The sequence below is a fragment of the Gordonia amarae NBRC 15530 genome (assembly GCF_000241345.1).
GTDB classification, from domain to species: domain Bacteria; phylum Actinomycetota; class Actinomycetes; order Mycobacteriales; family Mycobacteriaceae; genus Gordonia; species Gordonia amarae.
On record NZ_BAED01000063.1, the window covers coordinates 42683 to 57504 of the forward strand.

15 protein-coding genes are annotated in these 14822 nt (G+C 66.9%); 7 read left to right on the forward strand and 8 right to left on the reverse strand.

Annotated elements, in window-relative coordinates; translation table 11 throughout:
- Positions 1–155: 155 nt before the first annotated feature.
- Entirely contained in the window at positions 156–887 is a 732-nt protein-coding gene (locus tag GOAMR_RS18730) for a hypothetical protein (RefSeq protein WP_005191565.1), read from the forward strand.
- Here the strand turns inward: GOAMR_RS18730 and GOAMR_RS18735 are convergent.
- From GOAMR_RS18735 to GOAMR_RS18745, 3 genes are all read right to left on the reverse strand, one after another.
- Complete coding sequence (locus GOAMR_RS18735; RefSeq protein WP_005191567.1) at positions 882–1232, reverse strand: hypothetical protein; 351 nt, start codon at positions 1230–1232, stop codon at positions 882–884. The genes GOAMR_RS18730 and GOAMR_RS18735 overlap by 6 nt on opposite strands.
- Before the next feature lie 268 nt (positions 1233–1500).
- Positions 1501–2256 carry a hypothetical protein gene (locus GOAMR_RS18740; RefSeq protein ID WP_005191568.1) on the reverse strand — a complete coding sequence of 252 codons (756 nt, stop codon included), beginning with the start codon at positions 2254–2256 and terminating at the stop codon, positions 1501–1503.
- Positions 2257–2635: 379 nt separating this feature from the next.
- Complete coding sequence (locus tag GOAMR_RS18745; protein WP_005191569.1) at positions 2636–3274, reverse strand: carbonic anhydrase; 639 nt, start codon at positions 3272–3274, stop codon at positions 2636–2638.
- Between GOAMR_RS18745 and GOAMR_RS18750 the strand changes: the two genes are divergently transcribed.
- A complete protein-coding gene (locus tag GOAMR_RS18750) occupies positions 3273–4175 on the forward strand; it encodes an iron-sulfur binding domain-containing protein (protein WP_040515824.1) in 903 nt (300 codons plus the stop codon). The two genes, GOAMR_RS18745 and GOAMR_RS18750, sit on opposite strands and share 2 nt — an antisense overlap.
- A 105-nt stretch (positions 4176–4280) precedes the next feature.
- Entirely contained in the window at positions 4281–5384 is a 1104-nt protein-coding gene (locus GOAMR_RS18755) for a DUF2189 domain-containing protein (protein ID WP_005191571.1), read from the forward strand.
- Between the two features lie 332 nt (positions 5385–5716).
- On the opposite strand, the gene GOAMR_RS18760 is transcribed toward GOAMR_RS18755, so the two are convergent.
- Entirely contained in the window at positions 5717–6538 is an 822-nt protein-coding gene (locus GOAMR_RS18760; RefSeq protein ID WP_050942801.1) for an alpha/beta fold hydrolase, read from the reverse strand.
- Positions 6539–6702: 164 nt separating this feature from the next.
- On the opposite strand from GOAMR_RS18760, the gene GOAMR_RS18765 reads away from it, so the two are divergent.
- Together GOAMR_RS18765 and GOAMR_RS18770 are read left to right on the forward strand one after the other, a co-directional pair.
- A complete protein-coding gene (locus GOAMR_RS18765) occupies positions 6703–7011 on the forward strand; it encodes an antibiotic biosynthesis monooxygenase family protein (RefSeq protein ID WP_005191573.1) in 309 nt (102 codons plus the stop codon).
- A 9-nt stretch (positions 7012–7020) separates the two neighbouring features.
- Entirely contained in the window at positions 7021–7740 is a 720-nt protein-coding gene (locus tag GOAMR_RS18770) for an LON peptidase substrate-binding domain-containing protein (RefSeq protein ID WP_005191574.1), read from the forward strand.
- Positions 7741–7845: 105 nt separating this feature from the next.
- Here the strand turns inward: GOAMR_RS18770 and GOAMR_RS18775 are convergent, their stop codons facing one another.
- The 3 genes from GOAMR_RS18775 to GOAMR_RS18785 form a co-directional block, all read right to left on the reverse strand.
- Positions 7846–9069, reverse strand: coding sequence for a type II toxin-antitoxin system HipA family toxin (locus tag GOAMR_RS18775; protein ID WP_005191575.1), 1224 nt, complete (start codon positions 9067–9069; stop codon positions 7846–7848).
- On the reverse strand, positions 9053–9400 hold the full coding sequence (locus GOAMR_RS18780; protein WP_005191578.1) for a helix-turn-helix domain-containing protein: 348 nt from the start codon (positions 9398–9400) through the stop codon (positions 9053–9055). Before GOAMR_RS18780 ends, GOAMR_RS18775 begins: the two co-directional genes overlap by 17 nt.
- Before the next feature lie 196 nt (positions 9401–9596).
- On the reverse strand, positions 9597–11258 hold the full coding sequence (locus tag GOAMR_RS18785) for an ABC-F family ATP-binding cassette domain-containing protein (RefSeq protein ID WP_005191580.1): 1662 nt from the start codon (positions 11256–11258) through the stop codon (positions 9597–9599).
- 100 nt (positions 11259–11358) lie between these two features.
- Here GOAMR_RS18785 and GOAMR_RS18790 point away from each other — a divergent pair, with 100 nt between their 5' ends.
- Complete coding sequence (locus GOAMR_RS18790) at positions 11359–12861, forward strand: aldehyde dehydrogenase (protein ID WP_005191582.1); 1503 nt, start codon at positions 11359–11361, stop codon at positions 12859–12861.
- Between the two features lie 130 nt (positions 12862–12991).
- On the opposite strand, the gene GOAMR_RS18795 is transcribed toward GOAMR_RS18790, so the two are convergent.
- Positions 12992–13600: a TetR/AcrR family transcriptional regulator gene (locus GOAMR_RS18795; RefSeq protein ID WP_005191583.1), complete on the reverse strand. Its 609-nt coding sequence runs from the start codon at positions 13598–13600 to the stop codon at positions 12992–12994.
- Positions 13601–13715: 115 nt separating this feature from the next.
- Here GOAMR_RS18795 and GOAMR_RS18800 point away from each other — a divergent pair, with 115 nt between their 5' ends.
- Positions 13716–14798, forward strand: coding sequence for a Rieske 2Fe-2S domain-containing protein (locus tag GOAMR_RS18800; protein ID WP_005191585.1), 1083 nt, complete (start codon positions 13716–13718; stop codon positions 14796–14798).
- Positions 14799–14822 lie beyond the last annotated feature (24 nt).

Consider the following 14822-nt stretch of genomic DNA (forward strand, 5'->3'; position numbering starts at 1 on the left):
TCAGATTGCCGACGCACCTGAAACACCTCTGCGGTTCATCCGAAAACGCGCTTGAGGCGGCTCCGTGACTCTGTTTTGATGGTTGCACCGTGTCCTGTACCAAACGGTACGGACGCACCAGAATACGTTTTCACAACGCATCGGGGGATGTTGTCATGGCGGAGCCGGGTCTGTTCAGAATCTTTGTCGCGCGGCCTTTCGGGCTGGGCTGGAATGCCGCGGCCGTCGGAATGACGTCACGAGTCATCAAGCCGCCCAGCCCCCTTCGGGTCGCCGCCGGCGCCGCGGGCGTGACCGCGACCGCGTTGGCCTACTGGTATTGGGACGGCGCGACCATCAGCATGGGTGATCTGATGGAGTCCGCGTGGATCGCTGTCCTCAAGGTCTTTGTCATCTCGGCGGTCATTGTCGCCGGAAGCGGTGTGGTGTCGTTGTTTTGGCCGGCGCACCGGGTGACGTCGGACCGGTTGTGGTTGATCCGGCGGCTGGGCGGCCCTGCCGTCGCGATCGGCACGAGCATCGGCTCGCTGGGTGCCATTCTGCTTGTCGGATACCTCAGTTCCGCGGACTACACGCATCCGCTCCTCAAGGTGGCGCTGATCCTCACCTTCCTGCCGATGACCGGCGCGTTCATCGGCGCGTGCGTCCTCGGTGTGCGGCACCAGTTCCGGCTCGCCGAGGCGCACCGGGATCTGGCCGCCGTGTGCATCGCGTTCACCGGGGTGTGGGGCCTGGCGGAGTCGATCAGCAGGACCGCCGGTGGCGGCATCCACGGCCATATGCCCGTCGTCGTATGGATTCTGGTGACCTTTGCCGGTCCGATCGCGACGATCACCCTGGCCTGGCTCGACATCTACACGGCTCGGCAGGTTCCCGCCTCCTCATGAGGCGGCCTCACCGATCCCGTCCACTCGTCCCGGCCCGGAATAGGCTTGACCGCTGCCGTTTTCGGTGTCCGGGACGAAGTGGCTGCGGAACCAGTCGAAGTCGAGTGATTCACCTCTGCTGACGATGACACCCATGCCGACGGCCATGATGACGCCGAGCACCGCGAGCGCGATGGCACCGAGAATGAGCGACCACCACATCGCGCGGTGCAACACGGGATTGTCGGTGAGAACCAGGACCGCCGGTGCCGCGGTCAGCGCGTACACGATGTAGAAGTTGGTCAGCACCTTGTCCGCGTGCACGAACATCCACAACACCCGAGCCTGGGTTCGCCGTCCCAACATCGTTCGCTCCCTTCACCTGTCGTGATCCCAGGCTATGACCACAAGTGAGGCGGGTCGATGACCTCACACGTCATGCATCAGCAACAGGCCGCTGCCAGGGCGACACCATGTTTTGGCCGCATCAGCACGGCGGGTTGATTCGGGCCCGGCCCCTGTCTGGACGAAGGAGTGAGCCAGGCGACGAAGGAGCCTGCGCGAACGACTGAGGAAGACAGGGGAACAAGGGCCCACATCAGGCCCGCCGCATCAACACCGCATCAGCACCACGTCAGCGCTCTGCGGGCTTCACCACGTTGAAGGTGATCGGGGACGATTCCTTCTCGCCGATCTTGCCGACGGCCTGGTACTGGCCGGCGGGCACCGGGACGCGGGGCTTGTTGCAGCCGGGGTTGCTGGTGGTGCCGGACCAGGTGATGGTGTCGCGGACCTGCTGGGCCGGTTTGAGGGTCCGGTTGTCGGGGGTTTTGACCGGGGAGCAGTCGCGTGCGGTCCACAGGGTGCGGGTGCCGTCGAGGGTGCGCACGACGACGTTCTGCGCCGACTTGCCCACGTCGCGGGAGCATTCGCTGAGGCCGGCGTTGGTGACGACGATGGTGAAGACGGGCTGGCTGCCGACGGTGTAGGTGGGCTTGTCGGTGTAGAGCACGACGGAGATGTTCTCGTCGGGGCACATTCCGGACGCGGGTACCGGCCCGGGGGCGGGTGCACTGGTGGTGGTGCTCGACGGGGTGGCGCTGGGCGTCGTCGATTCGGCCGATCCGCCCGCTGCCGCGCCCCCGCCGGTGCCGCCGCCGGTGACGCGTTCGTCGACGCTCTCGTCCGCGGGTTCGGTGGTGGCGGGCGGTTTCGAGGCCGACGCCGACGCCGAGTTCGCGGTGTTGCCCGGTCCGGAATCGCCTCCACCGGTGGTGGTCCACACGATCAGTCCGATGATCACGGCCACGACACCGAGCGCGAGGACGCCGGCGAGGATACGTCGTCGCCAATACACTTCGGGAGGCAGCGGGCCGTTCGGTTCGATCACCCGGTCAACGCTATCGGCCACCCCCGACTACCTCGCTGACGTGACACGGCGTGTCGAGAGTGAATTGGGACAACCATGCGCTATTAGCCGACACAACAGACCCCACCCCACAAGAAGCGCCGCAACAGGCCGATGCCAGGCCAACCACATGCTTGGCCGCCCAGGCGGGTTGATTTGGGAACAAGGGCCCAGATCAGGCCCGCCGCATAAACACAGCAAGAGGCCGATGCCTGGCCGACCACATGCTTGGCCGCCCAGGCGGGTTGAGTTTTTGGACCCGCCCCGTTCTGGACGACTGAGCGAGTAAGGGAGCTTGCGACCGTCGAGCGAGGGAGGAAGAACGGGGGTCAAGGGGCCGAAAACTCAGGCCCGCCGCATCCTATACCGGTTCGATCGTCACTTCGCCGATGTCGCCGAAGACACCCCGGACGTGGATCTTGCCCTGGTCGAGGTTGTAGGTAAGGCCGACGATGGCGAGTTTTCCGGAGTTGACGCGGTCGGCGATGATGCGGCTGCGCTGCATCAGGATGCGGCCGGTCTCGACGACGTGACGGGCCTCGAATTCGTCGACGCGGGACAGGCCCTCGCTGCGGCCGGCGAGGATGCTGGGGGCCACCTTCTCGACGACGTCGCGGATGTAGCCGGTCGGGATCTGGAGGTCGTCGAGGGCGCTGAGGGTGGCGGCGATGGCGCCGCAACTGTCGTGGCCGAGGATCACGATCAGCGGGACCGACAGGACTTCGGGTGCGTATTCGAGCGATCCGAGTACGGCGGAGTCGATGACGTGTCCGGCGGTACGGACGACGAACATGTCGCCGAGGCCCTGGTCGAAGATGATCTCGGCGGCAAGGCGGGAGTCGCCGCAGCCGAACAGGACGACGTGGGGGTGCTGCCCCATGACGAGGCGTTCACGATCCTCGATACCCTGGCTGGGATGTATCGATTCCCCGGACACGAAACGTTCGTTGCCTGCTCGCAGTACCTGCCAGGCTTCTCTTGGGCTGAGTCCTTCGGTCATGTCAAATAGTGTGCCACCGGCCACTCTTCTGGGCTGGTTCGATGTCAGCAAACGTGATCTTCCGTGGCGGGAGCCGGGTCGCAGCGGCTGGGAGATCCTGGTCAGCGAGATCATGTTGCAGCAGACGCCGGTGGCGCGGGTGCTGGATCCGTGGTCGGAGTGGGTGCGCCGCTGGCCGGTGCCGTCGGCGATGGCCGCGGCATCACCGGGTGATGTGCTGAGGGCGTGGGGCAAGCTGGGCTATCCGCGCCGGGCGCTGCGGCTGCATGCGTGCGCGCAGGTGCTGGCGGCCGAGCACGGCGATGTGGTGCCCGACGATGTGGAGACGTTGTTGTCGTTGCCGGGGATCGGCGATTACACGGCTCGGGCGGTGGCGTGCTTCGCGTACGGGCAGGCGGTGCCGGTCGTCGACACCAATGTGCGGCGGGTGATCGCGCGCGCGGTGCACGGGCGGGCGGAGCCGGGTAATCCGGGTAAGCGCGATCTCGACGATGCCGAGGTATTGCTGCCGCGGGCCGCCGACGGCTCGTATTCGGTTGATGCGCCGGTGTTTTCGGCGGCGTTGATGGAACTCGGCGCGCTGGTGTGCACGGCCCGCAAGCCGCGGTGCGACGAATGCCCGCTGACGGACTGCCGGTGGGTCCGACGCGGTCGGCCGGCGCATACGGGTCCGCCGCGCAGGACGCAGAAGTTCGCGGGCACCGATCGTCAGGTGCGGGGCCTGCTGCTGGACGTGCTGCGCGGATCGGCGGATCCGGTACCGCGGGGAAGTCTGGATGTGGTGTGGACCTCGGACACCGCCCAGCGCGACCGGGCACTCGATTCGTTACTGTCGGACGGGCTCGTCGAGATCACGAAGTCCGGACTGTTTTGCCTGGTAGGAGAGGGTGACGGCCGGTGATCGCTACCACAGCACCGACCTGTGTTGTCCAGTTTGGCCACGATCGAATGAATTGCCTTGTCGGGTTTACCCACCGGCTCACAGATATTGATACTGTCGCGAGCTATGACTTACCCCCCAACTCCTCCGCCGTCGGGTTCCAACCCCGGGGGCAATGATCCCTACCAGGGCGGCAATCCGGGGCAGTACGGACAGCCCGGTTCCTACGGCCAGCCCGGCGGTGGCCAGTACGGTCAGCCCGGCAGCCAGCCCGGCGGTGGCCAGTACGGTCAGCCCGGCGGCGGCCAATACGGTCAGCCCGGCAACCAACCCGGCGGCGGCCAATACGGTCAGCCCGGTGGCGGCCAGTACGGACAGCCCGGCGGTGGCCAGTATGGACAGCCGAATCCGGGCCAGTACGGCCAGCCGTCGGGTGGCCAGTACGGCCAGGGTTCGTTCGGCGGCGGCCAGTACGGCGCTCCCCAGGGTGGGCAGTCCGCGTACGGCAACCCCCAGTACGGGGCACCGGGTGGCTATCCGGGCGGTCCGGGCACCCCGCAGAAGGTCGACGTGGGTACCGCGTTCAGCTGGTCGTGGTCGCAGTTCACCTCCAAACTCGGCGTCCTGATCCTGCCGGGGATCGCCCTCATCGTCGGCATGATCGTGCTCTACGCGGTGGCATTCGGCGCGCTGCTGGGTTCGACCAACGACGACGGCACCGCAAGTGGCGGCGGCATGATCGGCTTCTTCCTGGTCTATTTCCTGATCATGGTCCTGGTGTTCGTCATCCAGGTGGGTCTGACCTCAGGAGTCCTCAAGGTCGCCGACGGCGCGAACATCTCCGTGGCCGATGTGTTCGTGCCCCGCAACCTGGGGCCCGCGTTCCTCACCACCCTGCTGGTGATCGTCGGTGTCCTGATCGGCAGCATCGTGTTCATCGGCGGCATCATCGTGATGTTCTTCTGCCAGTTCGCCATGGTCTACGCCATCGACAAGGGGCTGTCCCCGGTCGACGCGATCAAGGCGTCGTTCGAGTTGGTCAAGAACAACATCGGCGACGCGGTCATCATGCTGCTGGTGGTGTGGGCGATCAGCTTCGTCGGCGCGCTGCTCTGCGGTATCGGCATGATCGCCGCGCTGCCCGTCGCCCAGCTGTTCCTGGTGCACTGCTACCGGCGCCTGACCGGCGGACCGATCGCACCCGTCGCCGGCGCTCCCGCCGCATACTGACGGCTTCCACCGACCGCCTCAGCGGTCCGCCTTACCGACAGATCCCGGTGCCTGATGGCACCGGGATCTTTCGTCACACCTGCCCGGCAGCCCCCGGCGACTCACCGGAACAGGTAGCGCCCAGCGACAACACAGGTAGTGCTCTACTCGTGCCTCCGATCGCCGGTCAGGTGATAGTTATTCCGGAGCCGAAACAGGCACCTTCCACCAGACCGCCGGGTGGCCGAACAACCGCCCCCGCTACGCCACCCGGCGGTCCCTACCAGCACCGACGGTGGCAGAGAGCCACCCGGTGGTCACCTACTCCGTAGTCGAGCGTCGCGGGCGCCGATTCAGTGCGGTTCCCGCATCGACAGGAACGCCTCGATCGCACCGCGGTACACCTCGGGGGCGTCGTCGTGGACGAGATGCCCGGCCCCCGGCACCTTCAAGTACCGGGCGTTCGGATTGGTCGAGCACATGCGCGCCATCTGGCCGGGCGGGGCGACACTGTATCCGGCCTCGATGACCAGCGTCGGCGCGACAACCGCCGCCCATTCGTCCCAGAAGTGCCGGCCACCCCATTCCTCGGCGATGTCGGCCCAGATGTCCAGGGACCCGTGCAGCGCGCCGTCGTCGAATGCCTCGTAGAAGTAGCGGCCCGCGACAGGACCGAACATCTGCTCCGCCGCCCCGAGTGAGGCGAACCGGTCGGGCCAGCTGTTGAACCAGGGCGTCCACGACCGGGTGGTCTGGCCGCGGAAGTCGGGGGCCATGTCCTCGACGACCAGAGCGGTCACCATCTCCGGGTAGGCCGCGGCGGTGCACCAGGCGTGCAGGCCACCCATCGAGTGGCCGATGAGTACGGCCGGGCCGAGGTCGATCCACGTGAGGATCTCGGCGACATCGGCGACGAAACGTTCGGTGGACAACTCGCGCGGGTCGTCGGGATAGTCGACGCCGGCGCCGGTGTGGAAGGCCGCGTCGAAGGTGAACACCCGCCCGTAGCGCCGCAGCCACGGGATCTGCCTGCGCCAGGTGCGCCCGCGTCCCATCAGGCCGTGCAGCAACACGATCGGGCCGAGCGGACCGTCGTCCCCGCCGTGATCGAGCAGTCCGATATCCGCACAAGACTTTTCCGGCGCCGGTGCTGTCGTACTGGAAGTCACGTCCATCACAATATTGGACATCCGTCTTGTTCCGCTGCCGATGCGGCACCACCCGCGAACCCTGGCGCGCCGCACGCCCGGGCACGGCACTCTGCGCCCCGTGCCCGGTGCGAGCGCAAGTGGCTCCCGCACCTATCGGGGTGCGGGTTCGCGGCAGTAGGGTGGATCGCATGGCAGTGGTGAAGATCAACGCGATCAAGATTCCCGAGGGCGCGGGCCCCGAACTGGAGAAGCGCTTTCACGCCCGCGCGCACTCCGTCGACGGCTCCCCCGGTTTCCTCGGTTTCCAGCTCCTGCGCCCGGTCAAGGGCGAGGACCGCTACTTCGTGGTGACCAACTGGGAGACCGAAGAGGACTTCCAGGCCTGGGCCAAAGGCCCGGCACGCGCGGCCCACGCCGGCGAACAGCGCAACCCCGTCGCCTCCGGTGCCGATCTTCTCGAGTTCGAGGTCGTGATCGACCAGAAACCCACCGCGTAGGAGGTATGCGTGGACCGGTGGGAGCCCGCGACCATCCCGATGTTCCCGCTGGGCCGCGCGCTCTTACCCGGGGAGTCGTTGCCGCTGAGGATTTTTGAGCCCCGCTACCGGGCACTGCTCACCGACTCCCTGGAGGAGTACCGGGAACTGCTCGAGCAGCGCGAGGCCGACCGCGACACTCCCATGCCCATCCTGCGCCCGCCCGGCTTCGGGGTGGTGCTCATCTCCCAGGGTCACGAGGTCGGGGGCGGCGACGCCCGGTACGAGGTCGGCACCTACGCCGACATCGGCCAGATGTCTCGCCGGCCCGACGGGCAGGCGGCGCTGACCTGCGTGGGCGGCAACCGTTTCCGCGTCGTCGAATGGCTGCCCGAGGCCCCGTACCCACGCGCGACGGTGCAACCGCTGCCGACACCGCCGGTGACAGTCGAGCATCGCGCCGCGTTCGAGTTGCTGTGCGCCCGCGTGTCGACGCTGCTGGAGGATTTCGCCGACGACCGTCGCGTCGCGGCGATCGCGCTCAACCCCGTCGAACGCGTCATCGTCGACCTGAAGATGCTCGACGCAGACCTCCCCGACGAGCTCGGCGTCGCCGGCTGGGCGGCCCGGCTACCGATCGGTTCCTCGGACAGGCAACTGCTCCTCGAGGCCGACGACGCCGACACCCAACTCCGCATCCTCGACGACGCCATCGACGGCCTCGCCGCCGCGGTCGCGTTCGCGAAATAGCATGTCGTGCACAAATATTGCTATCAGTTCCGGATTTCCGGAACTGATAGCAATGTTCTCAACACAGGCAGGTACCGCGATCGAACGTGCCTTTCGTCAACTGTGTCACAATCCCCGGATACTGCCCGGATTGAGGAACTGACGACCGAAAAGCGCCGCACGCTCCGCCTGCGTAAGCTGCGCAACGTCGGCGGCAGGGGCCCAGTTGTCGTGCACCGCCGCCACGACGGCCTGGACGATGTCGAGACCGTTCCGATGCGTCAATCCGTATTCGCCGCAGTACCTCACCAGCGTCGCAAGGTTACTGTCCCGTTGACCGTCCGATCCGTACGCGATGGCCTGGCTTGCCGTTTCACCGGTGCGGCTCATCGGCGACAGATCGTATGCGGGAGTGAGCGTCAGCGTCCGCCCATTCCAGAACGCGGCATGGTTACGCAGGTGGTCGTCGGTGTTGCTGATGGCGATATTGAACGCGACACGACGGAACAGCTCTTCGCCTGCGTCGGAGCCTGATTCGCGCAGCGATGCCAGCAGGTCGACATAGCTGCCGTATCTCGCGGTCATCTCGCCGAGACCCGACAGCGTCAAGGCGGACACGACAGGAATACGAGTGCGGCCACCCGGCCTGTCGAAACGCTCGATGAGCAGTGCATCCCGTCCGGCGGCCCGCACCAGCCGTGCTGCCGGAACATTCAGCCCTACATGACGGGCCAGTTCGATGCTGACGGCTTCCGATTTGACGACAGGCAGTATGTCGTCGGACGTACTGAATTTCGCAAGATACTCAGCGTCGCCGTCAGTTATGAGGGCTTTTGGCCGCGCGCCACCCATTGAGGTGCCATGCACGAGTGCTGAGGCGAGCGACGCCGGCAGTTCGCCCCCGTCGTCGACGATCTGCGCGGCCCGGCTCAACTCGTCGAGGGTCGCGGTGTCCGCGCGTGGGACGTAGCTCGCTGGGCTCGCCTGGAAATCGATTGCCCCCAGACGATTCGACCCCGACGACAGTAGGTAGGTCAGTTCGGTGAGATCTCCGGTTTCGACATCGCGGCCCCGTGCGGCAGTCAGCGCATTCAGTATCACGCGCCTCCCCCACGCATCCGGCGCGCCATCACGAAGCGCACCAGGCATCCCGAGGTCCGCCGCCGGCCCGAACTCGTCCGCGCACAGTGGCAACGTCGGCGCCAGACTCATTGCATTGTCCCGGCCGAGATACCCACGCCCATAACCGAACCAAAGTCCGTCGGACCGCAGCTCCAGCCGACCGGCCGGGACCGGCTCGGAACTGCCCGGGAGCCACACCCACACGAAGGCTTCAGAAGTCGAGGGCATCGTCGCTCATTCGGCGCTTCGGCTTGTCCACCCGCGACGGCAGTAGGGCGACGCGATCCTCCGCGCGGGCCCGTATCACTGCGAGTTCCGCACGATCGGCAGCACCGAACAATGGCACACCGGCGATGGCTGCCACGCTGAGCACGTTCCCGACCGCCACTGAGGGCGCACCGTTCTCGATCTGCGTGATCGTGTAGCGCGAGACACCCGCAGCACGAGCCAGGTCGGCGCCGGTCCACCGCTTCTCGATGCGGGCAGCGCGAACCTGGGCACCCAGAACGCGCAGCGCCTCCCGGGCAGCGGGATGCAGACTCGGTTCCTGTCTACCCACTATCAACTACTAATAGATCGATCACAAGTGGTGATAGTACCAAAGTATCGCTATACATGATGCGTCTTGGCACGCCGCGCGGACTGTGTGCAGTGACGCGGACGTTCTCGACATGCCCGTGGCCCTCGCACATAGACATTGCTGTCAGCTCCGATATCCGGAACTGACAGCAACCTTTCGGTGCCGTACAGAGAGGCTAGCGTTCGGTGACGTGGCCGTTCTCGACATGCCAGTGCCGGTCGGTGCGGACGATGTCGAGCATGCGGCGGTCGTGGGTGACCAGCAGGACGGTGCCGTCGTAGGAGTCCAGGGCCGATTCGAGTTGCTCGATGGCGGGCAGATCGAGGTGGTTGGTGGGTTCGTCGAGGACGAGGACGTTGACGCCGCGAGCCTGTAGCAGCGCCATGCCCGCGCGGGTGCGCTCGCCCGGGGAGAGTTCGGCGGAGGGGCGGCCGACGTGGTCGGCCTTGAGCCCGAATTTGGCGAGCAGGGTGCGGATGTCGGCGATAGTCATGTCGGGCATCAATTGTTCGAAGCGGTCAGTCAGTGTTTCGGGGCCGTTGAATTGTCCACGCGCCTGGTCGATCTCGCCGATGGCGACGTTGGTGCCGAGAGTGGCGGATCCTTCGTCAGGTGCCGTGTGCCCCAACAGGACCCGCAGCAACGTCGTCTTGCCCGCGCCGTTGGGGCCGGTGATACCGATCCGTTCGCCCGCGTTCACCTGCAGCGACACCGGCCCGAAGGTGAAATCCCCTTGCCGCACAACGGCATTGTTCAGCGTCGCGACCACCGAACTCGAGCGCGGCGCGGTACCGATACTGAATTCGAGCACCCATTCCTTACGCGGCTCCTCCACTTCGTCGAGGCGCGCGATGCGGCTTTCCATCTGCCGCACCTTCTGCGCCTGCTTCTCACTCGATTCGGTGGCGGCGCGGCGCTTCATCTTGTCATTGTCGGGGGCCTTGCGGATCGCGTTGCGCACACCCTGACTCGACCATTCGCGTTGTTTACGGGCGCGGGCGACGAGATCGGCCTTCTGTTCGGCGAACTCCTCGTACGCCTCCCGCTTGTGCCGGCGGGCCACCTCGCGTTCTTCGAGGTAGCTGTCGTAGCCACCGCCGTAGACGGTGTTGGTGTGCTGGGCGAGGTCGAGTTCGAGGACGCGGGTCACGCTGCGGGAGAGGAACTCCCGGTCGTGGCTGACCAGCACCACGCCGCCGCGCAGGCCGCGCACCACGTCTTCGAGCCGGGCCAGACCGTCGAGGTCGAGGTCGTTGGTGGGTTCGTCGAGCAGCACGATGTCGAAACGCGAACACAGCAGCGCGGCCAGCCCGACACGCGCCGCCTGCCCACCCGAGAGCGAGGTCATCAGCGCGGAGCCGGGATCGATACCCTCGGCATCGAGACCGAGTTCGGTGAGGACCGCGGGCAGCCGCTCGTCGAGGTCCGCGGCACCGGTGGCAAGCCAGTGATCGAGGGCGGCAGCGTAGACGTCGTTGGGATCGTCGGCGCCCGGGGCGGCCGGTTCCGACAGCGCCTGCGCGGCGGCGTCCATCCGTCGCGTGGCGTCGGCACAGCCGGTGCGCCGGGCCACGTACTGCGCGACGGTCTCCCCGGCGACCCGTTCGTGTTCCTGCGGCAGCCAGCCGACGAACGCGTCGGGCGGGGTCCGCGACACCGTGCCCGCCAGCGGCGCCAGGTCGCCGGCCAGGACGCGCAGCAGCGTCGTCTTGCCCGCGCCGTTGGCCCCGACCACCCCGATGACGTCGCCGGGAGCCACGGTCAGATCGAGATTGTCGAACAGGACGCGGTGGGCGTAACCACCGGCGAGGCCCTTGGCGACGAGCGTTGCGGTCATGGGTTCAATCGTCGCATCGAGCCCACACCTACCCATAAAGTAGAACGTGTTCTACTATGAATTGTGTAGTGGGTCACAACACAAGGGAGCGCGCACTTCAATGACTGAAACCGTCGAGGCCGCAACGGCCGCCATCCCCGGCGCCGGCGACCACAACCAGCTCTACCTCGGTGGGCAGTGGGTCGATCCCCACTCCGCCGCCACCCTCGAGGTCTTCTCCCCGGCCACCGGCGTGCGCGTCGGCTCCACCCCCGAGGCCGACGCCGCCGACGTCGACGCCGCGGTCAAGGCAGCCCGCGCGAGCTTCGACTCCGGTGTGTGGAGCAGCGTCCCGCCGGCCGAACGCGCCGACGTCCTCGACCGGGCCGCCGCGCTGATCGAGGAGCGCAGCGCCGAGATCACCGCACTCGTGTCGGCCGAGATGGGTGCACCGGCGTCGGCCGTCGCCACGCTGCAGCAGCTTCCCGGCACCGGCGTGCTGCGCGCCTACGCGCAGGCCGCCCGCGACTACGCGTGGGTCGAGTACCGCGAGGGCCTGTTCGGCGTCACCCGCGTCACCCGCGAACCGGCGGGCGTCGTCGGCGCGATCACCGCATGGAACGTGCCGCTGTTCCTGGTGTGCAACAAGTTCGGCGCCGCGCTCGCCGCCGGCTGCTCCATCGTGCTCAAGCCCGCCCCCGAAACCCCGCTGATCGCCAACGTGCTCGCCGAGATCATGGTGGAGGCCGGCGTCCCCGAAGGTGTGATCTCGGTGGTACCGGGCGGCGCCGAGACCGGCAAAGCTCTCGTCGACCACCCCGGCGTCGACAAGATCACGTTCACCGGCTCCACCGCCGCGGGCAAGGCGATCGGCGCCTCCTGCGCGCAGAACCTCAAGCGCTGCTCGCTGGAACTCGGCGGCAAGTCGGCCGCGATCGTCCTCGACGACGTCGACATCGCCGCCCACGGCTACATGCTCGCCTTCTTCGGCCTGTTCAACACCGGCCAGGCGTGCGTCGCCCAGACCCGCGTCCTGGTGCCGCGCAGCCGCCAGGACGAGATCGTCGAGGCCATGGTGGCCGCCGCCAAGACGATGACCGTCGGCACCCCCGACGATCCGGCCGCCCAGCTCGGCCCCGTGATCAGCGAACGCCAGCGGCAGCGCATCGAGGGCTACATCGAGGCAGGCAAGGCCGCGGGCGCCACCGCAGTGCTCGACGGTGGCCGCCCAGAGGGCCTGGACAACGGATTCTTCCTCAACCCGACCATCTTCACCGGCGTCACCAACGACATGGTCATCGCACAGGAGGAGATCTTCGGCCCGGTCGTCTCTGTCATCGCCTACGACACCGTCGACGAGGCCATCGCCATCGCCAACGACTCCGACTACGGCCTCGCCGGTTCCGTGTGGACCGCCGACGTCGAACGCGGCATCGAGATCTCCGAGAAGATCCGCACCGGCACCTTCGGCGTCAACTTCTACGCCATCGACCCGGGATCCCCGTTCGGTGGCTACAAGAACTCCGGCATCGGCCGCGAATGCGGACCCGAGGGCCTCGAGGCCTTCATCGAACACAAGTCGACAATGCTGCCTGCGGGCTACCAGGTGCCGCAGAGTTCCTGATCTCTGAGGATGGAACGGCCGCCGACCCGCTCTGGGACGGCGGCCGTTCCGTCAGGTCCGGAGTGGTGACGTCAGGTGATCATCTCGCCGGCGGCCCTCACTGCTCGCGACTGTCGTCGCGGTCACCTGGTCAGGCCGAGAGGTAGACGGTGACGGCGCCGATGAGACCGGCGCGGGCGTCGTCGAGGTTGCTGTAGGTGCCCAGGACGCGTTCGGAGGTGAGACCGCGCAGGGCGGCCGGCATCAGGGCAGCCACCTGGCGCACCCGCTCCGGGTCGACGGCCAGATCGGCGAAGGCGCGGGCGCAGGCGGCGTCCCAGCCGGGTTTCCAGGAAGCCAATTCCGCTGCCGTCAAAGGAAAGTCGCGTTCGAGCTCGGCCTGCTCGCGGGGCAGTGCGGCGCGCAGGGTTTCGATGGCCAGCGCCTCGGGCGTGCCCAGACCTGACAACATGCCGTCGACGAGGGCGGTGACCCGGTCGGCAACGGTGGCCCCGGCCTGGCTGGTGGCGGGCAGGTCGCCGCGCCGCTGCGCGGTGTGCCGCAGCACCGCCGCCCACAGGCCGTCGATGTCGCCGAACTGGTATTTGATCGCGCCCCAGGTGACCCCCACCTCACGGGCGATGCGGTTGCCGGACACCGCCGCCGGATCGCCCGTGGCAAGCGCGACGATGGCCGTCTCGATCATGCTCTCGCGGGTGGCGACACCACGTTTGTTCGCTCTGCGCGCGGGCATGGTCATGAGCGCGATCCTAGCTGGCCCACAGTTTTCATAGAACCCTCTTGTATTTTTTCGTAGAGGGTTCTATGTTCAGTGGTGTTACTGCCGTCACAGCACATGCCGGAGGATGTAGCCCATGGCACCGCCACCCCTGTCGATGGAGCCCACCGGTTGGTTCCAGGTCGCGTGGTCACCCGAGATCAGCGTCGGTGCGGTGCACAAGATGAAGTACTTCGGCCGCGAGATGGTGGCGTGGCGGTCGGCGTCGGGTCGGGTCTCGGTGTTCGATGCCTACTGCGAGCATCTCGGCGCCCACCTCGGCTACGGCGGTCACGTCGACGGCGAGAATCTCGTCTGCCCGTTCCACGGCTGGGAGTGGAACGCCGAGGGCCGCAACGTCTGTGTCCCGTACGAGAATCACCCCAACAAGGGCCGCCGGATCCGTAGCTACCCCACCGTGGAACGCAATGCGGCCGTGTGGATCTGGTACGACGTCGAGCGCCGGGAACCGTACTTCGGCGTGCCCGATATCTTCGCCGATTTCTCAGATGGCAAGACCGCCGACGACTACTACCCACCCTTTCCCGCGGCCACCATCTACCGGCCGGGCCTCGAACTACATCCGCAGTATGTGATGGAGAACGGCGTCGACTTCGCGCATTTCAAGTTCGTGCACAAGACACCGTTCATGCCGGATTTCACGCGTCACGACTTTTCCGGCCCCGTGTCGTATGTCGACTTCACCATCGCCTTCGAGGAGGGCGCCACCCTCGAATCCGCCACCAGCGGAGTCGAATCCATCAACGCCGGACTGGGCGTATCGGTCACCCGGAGCTGGGGCATGATCGACAACCGCACCATGCCGGCGGTCACCCCGGTCGACGAGACCACCTCGGATGTCCGGTTCACCGTGTGGATCGGCCGCAAACCCGGCGAGGAAACGGCCCCGGACATCACCGAATACGGAAAGATCATGTCGGGCTTCGTGATCGAACAGTTCGAGGCCGACATCCACATCTGGTCGCATCAGCGGTACTCCGATCCGCCGGCCCTGTCCCGCAAGGAATTCGCCGGGTTCCGGGCATTGCGCCAGTGGGCCACCCAGTTCTATCCGGAATCCGAGCCGACCGACACCCGACCAGGAGAATCCGAGGAACTCGTCACCGTGCCGAAGTCCGAGCTCGACCGCCTCCGTGCCGCGGCATCGCTCGGCAGCTGACAACACCGCACACCTTCACCCCGA